Annotated in this window: 13 protein-coding genes; 10 read left to right on the top strand and 3 right to left on the bottom strand. The window is 61.5% G+C overall.

Annotated features, from left to right (window positions below):
• The first annotated feature begins 137 nt into the window (after positions 1–137).
• The 4 genes from IF654_RS11395 to IF654_RS11380 all read left to right on the top strand — a co-directional run bounded on the left by IF654_RS11395 (position 138) and on the right by IF654_RS11380 (position 5245).
• Positions 138–2384 (top strand): TonB-dependent siderophore receptor, encoded by a 2247-nt coding sequence (locus IF654_RS11395; RefSeq protein ID WP_194862459.1) that lies wholly within the window; start codon positions 138–140, stop codon positions 2382–2384.
• A gap of 18 nt (positions 2385–2402) precedes the next feature.
• A complete protein-coding gene (locus IF654_RS11390; protein WP_047282433.1) occupies positions 2403–3302 on the top strand; it encodes an alpha/beta hydrolase in 900 nt (299 codons plus the stop codon).
• Between the two features lie 127 nt (positions 3303–3429).
• Positions 3430–4683: a ferredoxin reductase family protein gene (locus tag IF654_RS11385; protein ID WP_094987952.1), complete on the top strand. Its 1254-nt coding sequence runs from the start codon at positions 3430–3432 to the stop codon at positions 4681–4683.
• 118 nt (positions 4684–4801) lie between these two features.
• A complete protein-coding gene (locus IF654_RS11380; protein WP_047280669.1) occupies positions 4802–5245 on the top strand; it encodes a YqaA family protein in 444 nt (147 codons plus the stop codon).
• Here the strand turns inward: IF654_RS11380 and IF654_RS11375 are convergent.
• Both IF654_RS11375 and nikR read right to left on the bottom strand, forming a co-directional pair.
• Positions 5235–6371: a metallophosphoesterase gene (locus tag IF654_RS11375; RefSeq protein ID WP_047282436.1), complete on the bottom strand. Its 1137-nt coding sequence runs from the start codon at positions 6369–6371 to the stop codon at positions 5235–5237. The two genes, IF654_RS11380 and IF654_RS11375, sit on opposite strands and share 11 nt — an antisense overlap.
• Before the next feature lie 264 nt (positions 6372–6635).
• Positions 6636–7058 carry a nickel-responsive transcriptional regulator NikR gene (nikR, locus tag IF654_RS11370; RefSeq protein ID WP_094987953.1) on the bottom strand — a complete coding sequence of 141 codons (423 nt, stop codon included), beginning with the start codon at positions 7056–7058 and terminating at the stop codon, positions 6636–6638.
• Between the two features lie 89 nt (positions 7059–7147).
• Here nikR and nikA point away from each other — a divergent pair, with 89 nt between their 5' ends.
• Genes nikA through IF654_RS11345 form a run of 5 tightly spaced genes read left to right on the top strand, consistent with a single transcriptional unit; the run spans position 7148 to position 12115 of the window.
• The gene (gene nikA, locus IF654_RS11365; RefSeq protein WP_418889555.1) at positions 7148–8722 is read left to right on the top strand and encodes a nickel ABC transporter substrate-binding protein; all 1575 of its coding nucleotides are present in this window, start codon (positions 7148–7150) and stop codon (positions 8720–8722) included.
• Positions 8723–8725: 3 nt separating this feature from the next.
• Positions 8726–9667: a nickel ABC transporter permease subunit NikB gene (gene nikB / locus IF654_RS11360; protein WP_047280671.1), complete on the top strand. Its 942-nt coding sequence runs from the start codon at positions 8726–8728 to the stop codon at positions 9665–9667.
• Positions 9664–10512, top strand: coding sequence for a nickel ABC transporter permease subunit NikC (nikC, locus tag IF654_RS11355; protein WP_047282439.1), 849 nt, complete (start codon positions 9664–9666; stop codon positions 10510–10512). Before nikB ends, nikC begins: the two co-directional genes overlap by 4 nt.
• The gene (locus tag IF654_RS11350; protein WP_194862460.1) at positions 10509–11282 is read left to right on the top strand and encodes an ATP-binding cassette domain-containing protein; all 774 of its coding nucleotides are present in this window, start codon (positions 10509–10511) and stop codon (positions 11280–11282) included. Before nikC ends, IF654_RS11350 begins: the two co-directional genes overlap by 4 nt.
• A complete protein-coding gene (locus IF654_RS11345) occupies positions 11279–12115 on the top strand; it encodes an ATP-binding cassette domain-containing protein (protein WP_094987955.1) in 837 nt (278 codons plus the stop codon). Before IF654_RS11350 ends, IF654_RS11345 begins: the two co-directional genes overlap by 4 nt.
• 34 nt (positions 12116–12149) lie before the next feature.
• Here the strand turns inward: IF654_RS11345 and IF654_RS11340 are convergent, their stop codons facing one another.
• Entirely contained in the window at positions 12150–13346 is a 1197-nt protein-coding gene (locus IF654_RS11340; protein ID WP_094987956.1) for a sugar transporter, read from the bottom strand.
• 402 nt (positions 13347–13748) lie between these two features.
• On the opposite strand from IF654_RS11340, the gene IF654_RS11335 reads away from it, so the two are divergent.
• On the top strand, positions 13749–15905 hold the full coding sequence (locus tag IF654_RS11335; protein ID WP_194862461.1) for a TonB-dependent siderophore receptor: 2157 nt from the start codon (positions 13749–13751) through the stop codon (positions 15903–15905).
• Positions 15906–15968 lie beyond the last annotated feature (63 nt).

Raw genomic sequence — 15968 nt, 5'->3', positions numbered from 1 at the left:
GGATGGTACGCAGGGTGCAAGAGCAGCAGCCAGGGCCCATGGCGCGCAAGTGTTTAGAAAGTTAATGCGCTTTACTCTCAATTAGCAGTCATTATCATTCGTGATCTTCTTGTATCAGGCCGTCTCGGAGATCGCTGATGTCGTTACGTGTGTTGCGCCCTATCGCCCCTTTTGTGTTGTCCGGTTGCTGGTTGTTGAGCGCCGCGGTGCAGGCTGCCAATGAGGATGAAGTCACCTCCGCGCCCGCGCTGGAGCTGGGCAATACCCATGTGGTGGCCACCGCGCAGGAAGAAACCCGGCAGGCCCCCGGCGTGTCAGTGATCACGGCTGAAGACATCAAGAAGCGACCCCCGGCCAACGACCTGTCGCAGATCATCCGCACGATGCCCGGCGTCAACCTCACGGGGAATTCAACCAGCGGCCAGCGCGGCAATAACCGGCAGATCGACATTCGCGGCATGGGCCCGGAGAACACGCTGATTCTGGTGGACGGCAAGCCAGTCAACAGCCGCAATTCCGTTCGCTATGGCTGGCGTGGTGAGCGGGACAGCCGTGGCGATACCAACTGGGTGCCTGCCGATCAAGTGGAACGCATCGAGGTGTTGCGCGGCCCGGCGGCGGCCCGGTATGGCAACGGCGCTGCCGGTGGCGTGGTGAATATCATCACCAAACAGGCCGGGGCCCAAACCCATGGTGATGTGACGGTGTACAGCAGCTTCCCCCAACACAAGGATGAAGGCGCTACAAAGCGCATGAACTTCGGCCTCAATGGCCCGCTGACCGAGAACCTCAGTTACCGCGTGTACGGCAACATCGCCAAGACCGATCCGGATGACTGGGACATCAACGCCGGCCACGAATCCGTGCGTACTGGCAATCAGGTCGGCACGTTGCCCGCAGGCCGCGAAGGCGTACGCAACAAAGACGTCAACGGTCTGTTGAGTTGGCGCATGACCCCCGAGCAGACCCTCGATGTCGAAGCGGGCTTCAGCCGCCAGGGCAACCTCTACACCGGCGATACGCAGAACACCAACAGCAACGCCACGGTGAAGAAGATGCTCGGTCATGAGACCAATCGCACCTACCGCGAAACCTATGCCCTGACCCATCGCGGCGAGTGGGATTTTGGCAGCAGCATGGCGTTCATCCAGTACGAAAAAACCCGAAACTCGCGCCTCAATGAAGGGCTGGCCGGGGGGACTGAAGGGATTTTCAGCGACACCCATTTCTATACCGCGGTGCTGCGTGATCTGACGGCTCACGCCGAGGTCAACCTGCCGTTGCAGGCCGGGCTCGACCAGACCCTGACCCTGGGCACCGAGTGGACCGAACAAAAGCTCGATGACCCGAGTGCCACGACTCAAACCACCAGTGAAGGCGGTTCGGTGGGCGGCCTGAGCAGTAGTAACCGCAGTACCGCGTCGTCGGCGCGTATTTTCTCGCTGTTTGCCGAAGACAATATCGAGCTGTTCCCCGGCACCATGCTCACCCCTGGGCTGCGGCTGGATCACCATAACGTCGTGGGGGACAACTGGAGCCCGTCGCTGAACCTGTCCCACGCACTGACCGACACCCTGACGCTCAAGGCCGGTATCGCCCGCGCCTACAAAGCACCGAACCTGTACCAGCTCAACCCCGATTACTTGCTGTACAGCCGTGGCCAGGGTTGCTACGGCCAAAGCACCAGTTGCTACCTGCAGGGCAACGCCGACCTCAAGGCCGAAACCAGCGTCAACAAGGAACTGGGCATCGAGTACACCGACAACGGCGTGGTCGCCGGGCTGACCTATTTTCGCAATGACTACAAAAACAAGATCGAGTCAGGCCTGAGCCCGATTGGCCAGGCCACAGGCGGCAGCGGTTCGTACGCCAATGCCGCCATCTACCAGTGGGAAAACGTGCCCAAGGCACTGGTCGAAGGCCTCGAAGGCACGCTGACATTGCCGCTGGCTGAACAACTGACGTGGACCAATAACTTCACCTACATGCTGCAATCGAAGAACAAACAGACCGGTGACTACCTGTCCGTCACGCCCCGCTACACCTTGAATTCGATGCTGGACTGGCAAACCACTGAGGACCTGTCGCTGCAACTGAGCGTGGCCTGGTACGGCAAACAAACGCCGAAAAAATATGATTATCACGGCGACCGCGTCACCGGCACCGCCAACAACCAGCTCTCGCCCTACGCCATCGCCGGTTTAAGTGGCACCTACGCGATTACCCGCAACCTGAGTGTGACCGCGGACGTGGAGAACCTGTTTGACAAGCGCCTGTACCGCGAAGGCAACGCCCAGGGCGTCAACAACATCGAAGGCGCAGGCGCAGCCACCTACAACGAGCCGGGGCGCACGCTCTACACCAGCCTGACCGCTTCGTTCTGACCCTGACGAGACAGCCCGATGAAACACCTCACACGCCCTCTGGTGCTGCTGCTTGCCCTCGTCTTGCCGGGGTACGCGGCGCACGCACGGCCAGCGCCTGACCAGCCCATGGACACCCGACTGCTGCAACGTACGGACCTGGCATATCGCTTCAGTCGCTTGCTGATCGACTCGGCGGACGGTCAGCGGCATTACCAGTTGTGGATCGGTCGCCCTGTGGCCCCTGCCCCCAAGGGCGGTTTCCCGGTGCTGTGGATGCTCGACGGTAACGCTGCGGTCGGTGCGCTGGATGCCGAACTGCTGAGCCAATTGGCCCACGGCAAGGCGCCACTGCTGGTGGCCGTGGGTTACGACACGCCGTTGCGCATCGAGCGCACCGCCCGTACCTATGACTACACACCGCCGCGCCCCGGGCTCACAGACCAGACCGACCCGCTGACCGGACAGCCCAGTGGCGGTGCCGACGTGTTCCTTGACCTGTTGCGTGATCGTCTGCTGCCTGCGGTGGCTGCCAAGGCGCCGATCAACCGTGAACAACAAGCCTTGTGGGGCCACTCCTACGGCGGCTTGCTGGTGTTGCACGCCCTGCGCACCCGCCCTGGCGAGTTTGCTGACTATGCGGCGGCCAGCCCTTCACTCTGGTGGGGGGACGGCATCGTGGCCAAACAGCTGAACGACTTGAAAACCCGCAAAGCGGACCCTAAAACCCGGTTGCTGTTGATGCGCGGCACGGATGAACCCGGCAATCCGCGAGGGCCGGTCGTTGGCCCGCCGGACCGGCTGATGCAGCAGTTGACCACGGATATGCAGGGCGTTGCAGGGCTGAGTGTGGACTATCACCCGTTCACCGGCATGAGCCACGGCCAGACCCTGCCAGCCTCGCTGCGCTATGTGATGCACCGGTTGTATATCGAGTAATCGCTGGCGACCTGACCGGGATCACAGGTTGTTTTCGCGATTCCCGATAAACTCCGGCCCCCCTGAAACCCCAAGGAGGGCCGGTCTTCAGTCTCACCCCCAACGGATTGATGAATGGAGTAAACCCGTGAAGAACTGGCACTGCCTCGTCGGTATCTTGCTGATTACAACACTGACACTGCTGCTGGAAATCCCCGCCGACACTTGGCTCACTTCCGCCACCCTGAGCTTGATTCTCGGGACCACGGCGCTGGCCTACATGGCCGTTTCCTGCCTGTTGGCCAGCCGCTGGCGAGTCGTTGAACACCTGTTCGGCGGCCTCGACCGCGTCTATGACACCCACAAATGGCTGGGGATCTGGGCGCTGGTGTTCGCCTCCTACCACTTGGTGTTCAAGGCCAACCTCGATGTGTGGAACAGCGTGCCCATCATGGAGTTGTCCAAATACTGGACACGCATGGTGCGCCAGTTGAGCTATGTGGCACTGGGCATGATTGTGCTGCTCGCCCTGAACCGCAACATCCCCTACAGCGTTTGGCGCTGGTGGCACAAGTTGTCCGGCCCGCTGTTTCTGATTGTCATCCTGCACTGGCTGAGCTTCAAATCCCCCATCACCCTGTTCAGCCCGGCAGGCATCTGGCTCAGCGTACTCTGCGCCCTTGGCGTGGTGGCGGCGCTCTACAAACTACTGCTCTACCCCTTTGTCGCCCGTGCCGGTGAATACCGGGTAATCGAGGTGAGCAGCGAGAAAGCGGCGTTGCACCTGACCTTCGCTCCGATAGGCAAAGGCTTTGACTTCAAGGCCGGTCAGTTTGCGTTTTTGTCCTTCAAGGAAAAGGGCCTGCGTGAGCCCCACCCGTTCACCATTGCCTGTGCCCACCGCGAAAACGGACAGCTTGAATTTGTGATCCGGGCCTTGGGGGACTACACCAAAACACTGCGTGAGCGCGTCAAGGTCGGCATGGTAGCCGACATCTACGCGCCTTACGGCCACTTCAAACGCCCGAGCGGCGCGGCAAAAGAGATCTGGATTGGTGCTGGGGTCGGCATTTCGCCTTTTATCGCCTGGCTGCAAGACCCCTTGGGTGAGCGGTTCGACAAAGCGACCCTGATCTACTGCTTCAACCCCGCCCGCGCCTTCCCGCCGGCCGAACAATTGCAGGGCGTGGCCGAACAACGGGGGGTGCAGTTCATGGCCAATAGCGGCGGGACTGCGCAATTGGCAGATCACTTGCGTCAGCTGTTGACCCACACCGCACCTGAGACCGTGCACATCAGCTTCTGCGGACCTAAGGGGCTGCTGCAACGGGTGCGTGAACTGATGCGCGAACACGGTGTGCCTGCGCAGAACCTGCACGTGGAACTGTTCGAGTTTCGCTGAGTGTGGCGAGACCGTGGGCGCTGCGCAGGCAGCGCCTTTTTTGTAGGCACCGCGTGGCGATTGATGCTAAAAAGCCGCCCTCCGCTATCCCGTGCATAGCGTCCAGAGCCACGCTCACGTGTTTGAAATCACCAGTTACATCGGGCTGTTCCTCGCCGCATTGGGCGCGGCATCGTTATTGCCCCTGCAATCTGAAGCGGTGCTGGTGGGGATGCTGCTGTCTGCCCAGTACAGTGTGACGTTGCTGTTGCTCGTGGCCACCGCTGGCAATGTCTTGGGCTCGGTCTTGAATTGGCTGTTGGGGCGCTCGGTCGAGCGCTTTCGTGACAAACGCTGGTTTCCTGTGAGCGCGGCCAAACTGGAGCGAGCGCAGCGGTTTTACTTGCGTTATGGGCACTGGTCGCTGCTGTTGAGCTGGGTGCCGGTCATTGGCGACCCCTTGACGCTGATCGCCGGAGTGATGCGCGAACCGCTGTGGCGCTTTGTGCTGATTGTGACGCTGGCCAAAGGGGCGCGCTATGCACTGTTAACCGCCCTCACGCTGGGGTGGATCAACGCTTGACGTGAGGCGAACGCAAGGTAATCAGCGTGATTTCTGCCGGGCGCCCCAGGCGAATCGGGAAGCCGTTCCACAACCCGGTGCCATTACTGACATAAAGCTGCATGCCCTCTACGTCATAAAGCCCCGAGACAAACCCCTGATTGGCCCATTGCGCCAGCAGGTGCGGTCCCCAGATTTGACCGCCATGGGTATGACCCGACAGTTGCAGGTCAACGCCCTGCCGGGCGTTGGCCACGGCACCAATCGGGCGATGGCTCAGCAGTATCACCGGCGCCTGCTCGGGAGCATCGCGCAACGCCCCTGCCACGTCGGGCAACGGCAGGCGCAGCGGTGAAGCCGCCTTGTCGGTGATACCGGCAAGCACCAGTTGGCGACCGTTATGGCTCACCAGCACGTGACGGTTGAGCAACATCTGCACCCCCAACTGCTCGAACACCGGCAACCAGTGCACATAGTCGACGTAATACTCGTGGTTGCCCGGGATGGCGAACACCCCATAGCGGGCATGCAACTGTTGCAGTGGTTTCACATCATCGGCGCGGGCATACGGGGTGCCGTCCACCAGGTCGCCGGTGATCAGGGTCACATCCGGTTGCAAGGCATTGGTTTTATCGACCACTGCCTGCATCCAGGGCGCTTGCAACAGTCGGCTGGCGTGCAGGTCGGTCAATTGCACCAGGCGCAAGCCATCCATTTCCGGGGGCAGATGCGCCAGGGTGATGTCCATCGTTTTCACATCCGGCACGCGGATCGCTTGCCACACGCCCAGCAGTGCCAAGCCGACGCTAACGATGCCCAACGCGGCATTCAGGCGTCGATTGCGCCACAGCGCGCGCCCCTGCGCACGTGACACCAGCCACATCAACAGGCCAATTCCGTCGCGCACCAACAACAGCAGCGCCAGCACGATCAGGCTGCCAAACGCCCAACCCAATGCCATCAGCACCTCGCCGGGTATCTCAGGCGAAGCCATGCTGCCAAACCTGATTCGGGTGATCAGATGATGCTCGGCCACCAGTAACAGCAGCACGCCCAACACGCATTTGCTTGGCGTGCTGACCCGCATTGGCCCGATGAAACGTGCGATGACATACAACGCGATCAGTGCCGTAACCCCATGAAACATGCGTTATTCCTTGTCAAATTTCAGTGTGCGATCGCGATACTTTAGACCACCCCCTGTGATGGTATGTGTCTATACCTTTACGCTTCCAACGGAATGGGAGCGCAAGCGCAGTCGGACACGAAACCCTCCTGCTGACTAATGGTCTGCCTCGGTTGTTTATTTTTAAGTGCACCGCCTTACTTGCCTGTGAAACGTAGGTTTTTGGACGAGTTCAGGTATCTCCGACCTTGGAGAGGTGTACCTACCTCCAATCAACCCGCAGTTTTAATGCGAATGCCCGCCTTCGTCCGAGGGCAACGGGATGATCTGTGCAGCGCCATGCCGCACCCCGCGCTCGGCCATCACCTGGCGCGTCAGTGCGGTGACGTGTTTGATCGAGCCCTTGAGTACCGACACTTCCATGCATTTGCCCTGATCGAGGTGCACGTGCAGGGTCGACAAGGTCAGGTCGTGATGTTCGTGAAAGGCACTGTTCAATCGTTTGGACAGCTCGCGGGTGCCATGGTCGTACACGTAACTCAGGGTCGCCACGCAGGTGTCGTCGGGGTTTGCCGCCTCCGGCTCCAGCAGTCCGGCGCGTAATAAATCCCGAATCGCCTCCGATCGCCCTTGATAACCATGGGTGGTGACGCGCTCATCAATAACCGCCAACAAGGCGTCGTCCAAGGAGATGGTGACTCTTTGCATGGATCTTGCCTCGCGTTTATGAACTTTTCACATAGACTTCATACCCATTGCATGAAATCCAAAATGCCATCATTAGAGGGAGCGCCAGTTTGAAGCAGCCGTCGATGAAAAAGAAGCTTGGCCTGTGGCTACTCGGATGCTGCCTCTCAAGCGGCATCGCACCCAGCCACGCTGCGGACGATGCGCCGACGCTGACTTACTCCTGGCCCACCAATGCAGGGCCGCTTGACCCACGAGGGTACTCGCCCAATCAGATGTACGCCCAAGCCATGGTCTATGAGCCGCTGGTGCGTTACACCCGGTCGGGGCAGCTGGAACCGTGGCTTGCCACGCACTGGACGGTGTCTGCCGACGGCAAGACGTACACCTTTACCCTGCGCGAAGGCGTGACTTTCAGTGATGGCAGCCCGTTCACTGCCGCGGCCGCCAAAGCCAACGTCGACGCAGTGCTGGCCAATGCCAAACGCCATCAGTGGATGGAACTGGTGAGCACCCTTGATCGCGTCGAGGCCCCGGACGCGCGCACGTTGGTGCTGGTCCTCAAGCACCCTTATTACCCGACCTTGATGGAACTGGCCCAGGTGCGTCCGCTGCGTTTTGGTGCGCCCAACGCCCAAAAAGGGGCACCTGTGGGCACAGGCCCGTGGAAACTGGTCGAGACCCGACGCGGCGAATACGACCGGTTTGCCCGTAATGACCAGTATTGGGGTGATAAACCTGCTTACGGCTCGGTGTTGGTAAACGTCATTTCTGACCCCGACAGCCGCGCCATCGCCCTGCAAACCGGTGTCATCGACCTGATCCAAGGCGCCGATGGCGAGATTTCGTCCGGCACCTTCGTGCGTTTGCGGGACGCCGGGTTCAAAACCGCGCTCTCGGCGCCTTTGGCCACCCGGCTGGTCGCGATGAATACTGCGCGCGTGCCGACCAACGAGTTGGCCGTGCGCCAGGCGATCAACCAGGCCGTGGACAAGGACACCCTGATCGCCAAGGTGCTGTACGGGCTTGAACCGCGTGCCGATGCGCTGTTTTCCAACAACCTGCCGTACACCGACCTGGGCCTTAAAGCGCTGGGTTTCGACCGGCAACAAGCCCGCGAGCGTTTGCAAACCGCAGGCTGGACGCTACCGCCAGGCAAAACCATACGGGAAAAAGACGGCCAGCCGCTGAGCGTGGAGTTGGTATTTCTGGGCACCAGCGCGTTGCAAAAAAGCCTGGCCGAGATCATTCAGGGTGAACTGGCCAAGGTCGGGATGCAGGTGCAATTACGCGCCGAAGAAGACGGCGCATTGGTGCAGCGGCAACGTGAAGGCCGCTTCGGCATGATTTTCGCCGACACCTGGGGCGCGCCGTATGACCCGCATTCGTTTGTCAGTTCGATGCGCTATGCCGGCCATGCCGATTACATGGCCCAGCGCGGCTTGCCGATGAAAGACGCCATCGACCGAAAAATTGCTCAGGTACTGGGTGAGACCCGCGAAAAACAACGTGCCGAAGGTTATCGCGACATCCTCACCACGCTCCACGAGCAGGCGGTGTATTTGCCGATTTCCTACCTCACGGCCATCAGTGTGAGCCGCCCCACGGTCGACAATGTGCAGTTTGGCAGCACGCTGTTTGATGTGCCGTTCGATGTCATGCGTCCAGCCAGCGGGAAGCCTTGAGCCATGTTGCGATATATCGCGTTACGTCTGATCTTGCTGGTTCCGGTGCTGCTGGGGGTGTCGCTGATTGTGTTCCTCCTCTTGCACATGGGCAACGGCGACCCGGCGCTGGACTACCTGCGCCTGTCACAAATCCCGCCCACGGATAGCGCACTGGCCGAAGCGCGGCAGGCGCTCGGGCTGGATCGCCCGTTGCCTGAGCAATACCTGAGCTGGGTATGGAACGCGCTGCATCTGGACTTCGGCGTGTCGTATATCACCGGCCGCCCGGTGCTGGATGACGTGCTCTACTACCTGCCCGCCACCCTGCAATTGGGCGCTCTGGCGCTGCTGGTCACGCTGGCACTGAGCATCCCTTTGGGTCTGGCCGCCGCCCGCTGGCAGGGCAAATGGCCCGATCACGTGGTGCGCTTCGTGACCTTTATCGGCGTGTCGATGCCCAATTTCTGGCTGGCATTCTTGCTGATTGCCCTGCTCTCGCTGTGGCTCGGCTGGCTACCGCCCATGGGCCGCGGCGGCCCGGCGCACCTTGTCATGCCGGTACTGGCGATTGCGCTGATGTCGATGTCGATCAACGCCCGTCTGTTGCGCGCCAGCCTGCTGGACGTGCGGCAACACCGCCATGTGTTTTATGCCCGTGCCCGCGGCCTGAATGAGCGCCGGGTGTGGCGTGATCACATACTGCGCAACGCGTGGATGCCGCTGGTCACCGCCACCGGCATGCACATCGGCGAACTGCTCGGTGGCGCACTGGTGATTGAAACGATCTTTGCCTGGCCCGGCGTCGGCCGCTTCGCCGTGAGCGCCGTGCTTAACCGCGACTTCCCGGTGATGCAGTGCTTCACCTTGCTGCTGACCACATTGTTGGTGCTGTGCAATCTGGTGGTGGATATCTGTTATGCGTGGCTCGACCCGCGCACACGCTTAGCGGGGGTGATGGCATGACGGCGATAGCGGCAACAACCCTGCCCCGCCCCCGGCGCGGGCTGCACGTGGGGCTGGCACTGGTCGCGCTGCTGTTGCTCATGGCGCTGCTCGGTCCCTGGCTGTCGCCTTACGACCCGACGCTGGTCAACCTCGACGACCGCCTGCTGCCTGCCAGCTCGGCTCACTGGCTGGGCACCGATCATCTGGGTCGCGATGTGTTGTCGCGCTTGATCGTCGGCACCCGGCTGTCGTTGGGCAGCGTGGTGCTGACCCTCGGGCTGGTGTTGATTCTCGGGGTGGTGATCGGCGGCATTGCGGGGGTGATCGGCGGCAAGCTGGACATGTTCCTCATGCGCCTGTGCGACATGTTCCTGACCTTTCCGACGCTGGTGCTGGCGTTCTTTCTGATCGCTGTGCTTGGCACCGGGCTGACCAACGTCATCATTGCCATCGCCCTGTCGCACTGGGCCTGGTATGCGCGGATGGTGCGCGGCATGGTGATCGCCCAGCGCAATCGCGACTACGTCCTGGCCTCGCGGCTGGCCGGTGCCTCACGCCTGACCCGCTTGCGCCAGCACATCATGCCCAACGTGGTCGGGCAGTTACTGGTACTGGCCTCGATGGACATCGGGCACATGATGCTGCACGTGTCCGGGTTGTCCTTCCTTGGCCTGGGGGTGAGCCCGCCGACCCCTGAATGGGGCGTCATGATCAATGATTCCAAGGAGTTCATCTGGACTCACCCGCAACTGCTGCTGTGGCCGGGGCTGATGATTTTCCTCGCGGTGATGGCGTTCAACCTGTTGGGCGATGCCTTGCGCGATCGCCTCGACCCCAGCGTGCTGGCGGAGATCAAGGAATGAAGGACACATTGACACTGCAAGGGCTGACCCTCCGTCATCAGCAGCGCACGCTGGTGGACGGGATCGACCTGACCCTCAGCGCAGGCAGTATTCATGGGCTGGTAGGGGGCAGCGGCTCGGGCAAGTCGCTGACCTGTGCCGGGATCCTCGACCTGCTGCCACCCGGCGTGCAGCGCAGCGCGGGCATATTGCACCTGGACGGCCACCGCGTAGAACCGGCCCGACTGCGCGGGCGGGACGTGGCGCTGGTGGTGCAGAACCCGCGCAGTGCGTTCAACCCGGTGCGTTCATTACGCCACCATGCGCTGGAAACCCTCGACACCCGCCATGTACGCGGCAGCGAAGCGCACCGCCTGATCTCCGACACCGTGCGCGAAGTGGGGCTCGAAGACGCCGATCGTGTGCTGGATTCGTTTGCCTTTCAGCTCAGCGGCGGCATGTTGCAACGCATGATGATTGCCCTGGCGCTGCTGGCCGACAGCCGTTTCTTGCTGGCCGACGAGCCCACCAGCGATCTGGACGTGGTGGCGCAGGCACGTTTTCTCGACCTGCTGGAGCGGCTGGTAGTCGATCGCAACCTCGGCGTGTTGCTGGTCACCCACGACATGGGCGTGGTGGCGCGCAGTTGCGATCAGGTCAGCGTCATGGCCCACGGCCGAATCGTCGAACAGGTCGATGTGCACCGCTTGTTCGAATCCCCCCACAGCCCTGAAGCGCAGACGTTGCTGGCCGCGCACCGCACCTTGACTCGGGAGGCCTACGCGCCATGAGTTTTCTCCAGATACGCGACGTCAGCCACGGCTATACCGCGGGCGGCCTGTTCAGCAAACGGCATCGGGTCGACGTGTTACGCGGGCTGAACCTTGACTTGATCGAAGGGCAGAACCTCGGTTTGTTGGGCAGCAGTGGCAGCGGCAAAAGCACCCTCGCCCGCCTGCTCATGGGGCTGGAAAGCCCTGACCAGGGCACTGTTACATTCCGTTCAGCGCCGCTCACCGGCCCCGGCAAAGCGTTTTTGCAACAGGTGCAAATGGTGTTTCAGGACGCCCTCAGTGCCTTCAACCCGCAACGCAGCATCGGCTGGAGCATTGCCGAGCCCTTGCGGCATTTGGCGGGCATGGGTGAAGTGGCGTGCAAGGCACGGGTAGAGCAGTTGCTGCGTCAGGTCAAACTGCTGCCTTGTGACGGCGACAAAATCCCCACGCAACTCAGTGGTGGCCAGTTGCAGCGCGCCGGGATTGCCAGGGCGCTGTCAGTGGCGCCCAAACTGATCATCCTTGACGAAGCCCTGTCCAACCTCGACCGCGTCTTACAGGTGCAAATCCTGGAACTGCTGGCGGACATCCGCCGCGAATCGGGCACCGGTTTTGTGCTGATTACCCATGACTTGAGCCTGATCAAGCATTTCTGCCAGCGCGTGGTGGTGCTGGCAGAAGGCACGTTAGTGGAAGACCGTGAAGTCACGCCGCACCTGTATTTTGAACACCCGGCGGCGGCCCAGCTGCAAGCTGCGGTTTTACCCGCCCGGCCCCGGCGTGCGCAGCCCGGCCCGGCCGCACCGCACCGCTCCCCCACGACCACGGTTGGCGAGCGTCAGGCGTGAAGCCCCGCTACAGGGGCGTCTGCGGCTCGCACGATTACTCGGCTGGCGGGGTGTGCTCGGGCGAACGGCTGATGCGGTACATGCTCACGCAGTAAATGGCCAAGGCCACGCCTGCCAATCCGCCGCCCGTGACGCCGATGTAAGAAAAGCCCGCGTGCACGCCCACCCAACTACCCAACAGTGCGCCACCGCCGATGCCGATGTTGTAGATGCCGGAGAACATGGCCATGGCCACGTCCGTGGCGTCCGGCGCCAGCGACAGCACCCGCGACTGCAAGGCCAGGCCGAAACACATGATGGCCATGCCCCAAAACAGGCTGAGGGTTGCCAAATACGCCTCGTTGCCGCTCAGCGGCAACAGCAGTGCCAGGCACACGGCCAGCACCGACACCGCCACCATCAGGAAGCGCTGCGGGCTGTGGCGATGCAGCACGCTGAACAGCAGCGAACCGATGATCCCGGCGCCACCGAACAACAGCAGGATGAGGGTCACCACATTGCCACTCAACCCGGCCACGGTCTGAATAAACGGCTCGATGTAGCTGTACGCAGTGAATTGCGCCGTGACCACCAGCGCGGTCAGGATGTACACCGCCACCAACGCCGGACGCTTGAACAACACCGGCAAACTGCGCAGCGAACCGGAGTTCTGGCTGGGCAGCAACGGCAGACTGCGGGCCAGCCAAAACACCAGCGCCACCGCCAGACCGGCAATCACCAAAAAGGTCGTGCGCCAGCCCATCGCCTCGCCCAGCAAGCGGCCCAGGGGAATACCCAAGACCATGGCCAGCGACGTGCCCGTGGCCAACAACCCCAGCGCCTGCACTTGCTTGCCTTCTGGCGCCAGGCGTACCGCCAGCGAAGCCGTAATCGACCAGAACAACGCATGGGACAACGCTACCCCGATCCGGCTGAGCAACAGAACGCCAAAGTTGGACGCCACACTGGACAGCACGTGACTGGCGATGAACATGGCAAACAGGATCAACAGCAACTTGCGGCGCTCGACGTTGCGTGTCAGCAGCATGATCGGCAGTGACGTCAGCGAGACAATCCAGGCGTAGATCGTCAGCATCAGCCCGACACTGGCCGTGGTCATGTCAAAACTGGCGCCAATGGCGCTCAACAGCCCCACAGGCACGAATTCCGTGGTGTTGAACACAAATGCGGCCAGCGCCAGTGCGATGACCGGTTGCCAATTGGCAGAGGGTGTAACGTTGGGAGTGTTCATTTAAAGGATGTATGACTCGCTATCGAAGGTCTGACAAGGCCCTGACTCGGGCGCCCCGGCACGCACGTTTTGCATACACAACACGTGCCATGCACGCGATTGCGGCCCGAAGCAAAACAGGGCGGCATTCTATAGGCTTCTCACAGCGCCGTTCGTGCACTTGGATCCGGGCGGCGAGGCATTTTGTCACACTACACCTCTTGCAGTTGCATCGTTTCAGCGGATTACGGCGCCACCCAGCTTGCGCAGGAAGTGCCGGATTCAACGCCCCGGAGATGCTACCCTGCGCGCCTCAAAGATCTGGCCATCAGCCAGACACCTATCGACCTGTGCACACACACGCAGGCTGGCGTCTTCGCGAGCCTGTGCGTGCGCGCCAGGGCGGGACGTTCAGGAGTTTTCATGGGTAAGCCTTTGCCGCGTTTTGCGTTCACGACCTTGAGTGTCAGCCTGCTGCTTGCCAGCGCTTTTCAGACGGCGCAGGCCAGCCAAACCGAGCTGCCCGCCATTTCAGTCACCGGCGAAGACAGCCTCGGGTATCAGGCAGACACCGCGTCGGTGGGCGAGTTTGACGCGGCGCCCTTGCTGGACACCCCAGAGGCTGTTTCGGTCTTCACCCAAGCGCTGATTCAGGATCAACAGGCACGCCTGCTCAGCGATGTGTTGAAAAATGATGCCTCCGTGGGCGAAAGCTACGCCCCCATCGGTTACTACCAGAACTTCGTGGTGCGCGGTTTCTCCCTGAACGCGGCCAGCAGCTACACGATCAATGGGCGCACCATCACCGGCGAGCAAAACGTCGGCCTTGAAAACAAGCAGCAAGTGGAATTGCTCAAGGGCCTGTCTGGCCTGCAAAGCGGAGTGTCGGAGCCTGGCGGGCGGGTCAACTACGTGACCAAGCGCGCCGCCGATGTGCGCTCGGTGACGGTGTCCACCGACGACCGCGGCAGCGGCTACATTGCCACCGACGTCGGCGGGTGGTTCGGCAGCGAACAACAATTTGGCTTGCGGGCCAATGTGGCCCATGAAGACATTCATTCTTACGTTGAACACGCCAACGGCCAGCGTGATTTCATGTCCCTGGCGTTCGACTGGAACATCAGCCCCGATGCGCTGTTACAACTGGATGTCGAGTACCAGACCCAGGAACAGCGCTCGGTGCCCGGCTACCAACTGCTGGGCGGCACCGAACTGCCCCACGGCGCGTCCCCCAAAAAACTGCTTGGCCATCAAAGCGGTTCCAAGCCCGTCACACTCGACTCATTGAACCTCAATGGCAGCTTTGAGTACCGCTTCAGTGACAACTGGAAAGGCAACCTCAGTGCGTCGCGCAGCAAAGTGGTGATCGATGACTACAGCGCCTTTGCCTGGGGCGGATGTTCGCAAGGGACGGCGTGTTCGCAAGGCAACTATTTCACCCCGGCAGGCGGCTACGACATTTACGACTTCCGCAGCCCCGACGACACCCGGCGCAATGACGAAGCCCAGGCCACCCTGAGCGGCGCCTTCAACACCGGGGCATTAGGCCATGAGCTGACAGTGGGCAGCAGCGCATTGCGGCGCGTCGTTAATAATCGCGAGCAAATCATGGAATGGGTCGGCAGCGGCAACATCGATGCCGAACCTGAGCAGTTCCCCCGCTACACCGGCGCCCTGAACGACAGCCACCGTCGTCTCGACAGCCGCCAGTACGGGGTGTTTTTCAACGACCGTATCCGTTTCAATGAACAGTGGCACACCGTACTGGGCGCGCGCGAAGTGCGTCTGGACGAAAAGGCCTTCGACAGCACCGGCGTCACCACCCGCCACACCCAACGCTATGCGTTCTTGCCACAGGCAGCGTTGATCTATAAACCGCTGAATAACCTGTCGCTGTACACCCGTTACAGCAAAGGCTTGTCGCTGGGCGGCACGGCGCCCTGGTTTGCCACCAATGCTTTCGACATCCTGCCCCCCAGCGTGTCGCGGCAAATCGAAGCTGGGATCAAGTACGACTGGCAACGCCTGAGCCTCAGCGCGACGCTGTTTCAGTTGCGCCAGGGGTACCAGTACGCGCAACCGGACGGCGCCGGGCAGTTCACCTACGTGCAACAGGGCGAGCAAAAAAATACTGGGCTGGAGCTGGCAGCCAATGGCCACGTGACTCCGCGTTTACAGGTGGCTGCCAGTGTCGCGGCGATCCGCGCGCGGGTGTCGGGCAGCGGCACCCCGGCCTACGAAGGGCACCAAACCCTTAACGTCCCCACCCTGCGTGCCAGCCTGTATGGCGACTACGCCCTGCCCTGGGTCGATGGCCTGGCATTGCTCGGCGGTGTGCAATACAGCGGTAAAAAATACGCCAACCCACAAGGCAACGTGGAGGCCGCCAGCTATGCGGTGTTCAACATCGGGAGCCGCTACAGCACCCGTATCGACGGTTACGACACCGTGTTCCGACTGACCGTCGACAACCTGTTCGACACGCGTTACTGGCGCGACGTGGGTGATTACATGGGCGACAACTATGTGTTCCAGGGCGCACCGCTGACCGCCCGTTTGAGTGCTTCGGTCAACTTTTAACGCAAATTAGCCCCGTTATTGGCCACTCAACCGGCATCGCCCGCGAACATCTATCTACCGCGT

The sequence above is a fragment of the Pseudomonas lundensis genome (assembly GCF_015377145.2).
GTDB classification, from domain to species: domain Bacteria; phylum Pseudomonadota; class Gammaproteobacteria; order Pseudomonadales; family Pseudomonadaceae; genus Aquipseudomonas; species Aquipseudomonas lundensis.
Note: the sequence above shows the minus strand (reverse complement) of the source record. Positions and strands in the feature narration are given on the sequence as shown.

What these genes read in the sequence shown, in the direction of transcription:
- IF654_RS11390 (WP_047282433.1), top strand. Translation starts at nt 2,403, where the DNA reads ATGAAACACCTCACACGCCCTCTGGTGCTGCTGCTTGCCCTCGTCTTG.
- IF654_RS11340 (WP_094987956.1), bottom strand. Translation starts at nt 13,346, where the DNA reads ATGAACACTCCCAACGTTACACCCTCTGCCAATTGGCAACCGGTCATC.
- IF654_RS11335 (WP_194862461.1), top strand. Translation starts at nt 13,749, where the DNA reads ATGGGTAAGCCTTTGCCGCGTTTTGCGTTCACGACCTTGAGTGTCAGC.
- IF654_RS11395 (WP_194862459.1), top strand. Translation starts at nt 138, where the DNA reads ATGTCGTTACGTGTGTTGCGCCCTATCGCCCCTTTTGTGTTGTCCGGT.
- nikR (WP_094987953.1), bottom strand. Translation starts at nt 7,058, where the DNA reads ATGCAAAGAGTCACCATCTCCTTGGACGACGCCTTGTTGGCGGTTATT.
- nikC (WP_047282439.1), top strand. Translation starts at nt 9,664, where the DNA reads ATGACGGCGATAGCGGCAACAACCCTGCCCCGCCCCCGGCGCGGGCTG.
- IF654_RS11375 (WP_047282436.1), bottom strand. Translation starts at nt 6,371, where the DNA reads ATGTTTCATGGGGTTACGGCACTGATCGCGTTGTATGTCATCGCACGT.
- IF654_RS11345 (WP_094987955.1), top strand. Translation starts at nt 11,279, where the DNA reads ATGAGTTTTCTCCAGATACGCGACGTCAGCCACGGCTATACCGCGGGC.
- IF654_RS11350 (WP_194862460.1), top strand. Translation starts at nt 10,509, where the DNA reads ATGAAGGACACATTGACACTGCAAGGGCTGACCCTCCGTCATCAGCAG.
- nikB (WP_047280671.1), top strand. Translation starts at nt 8,726, where the DNA reads ATGTTGCGATATATCGCGTTACGTCTGATCTTGCTGGTTCCGGTGCTG.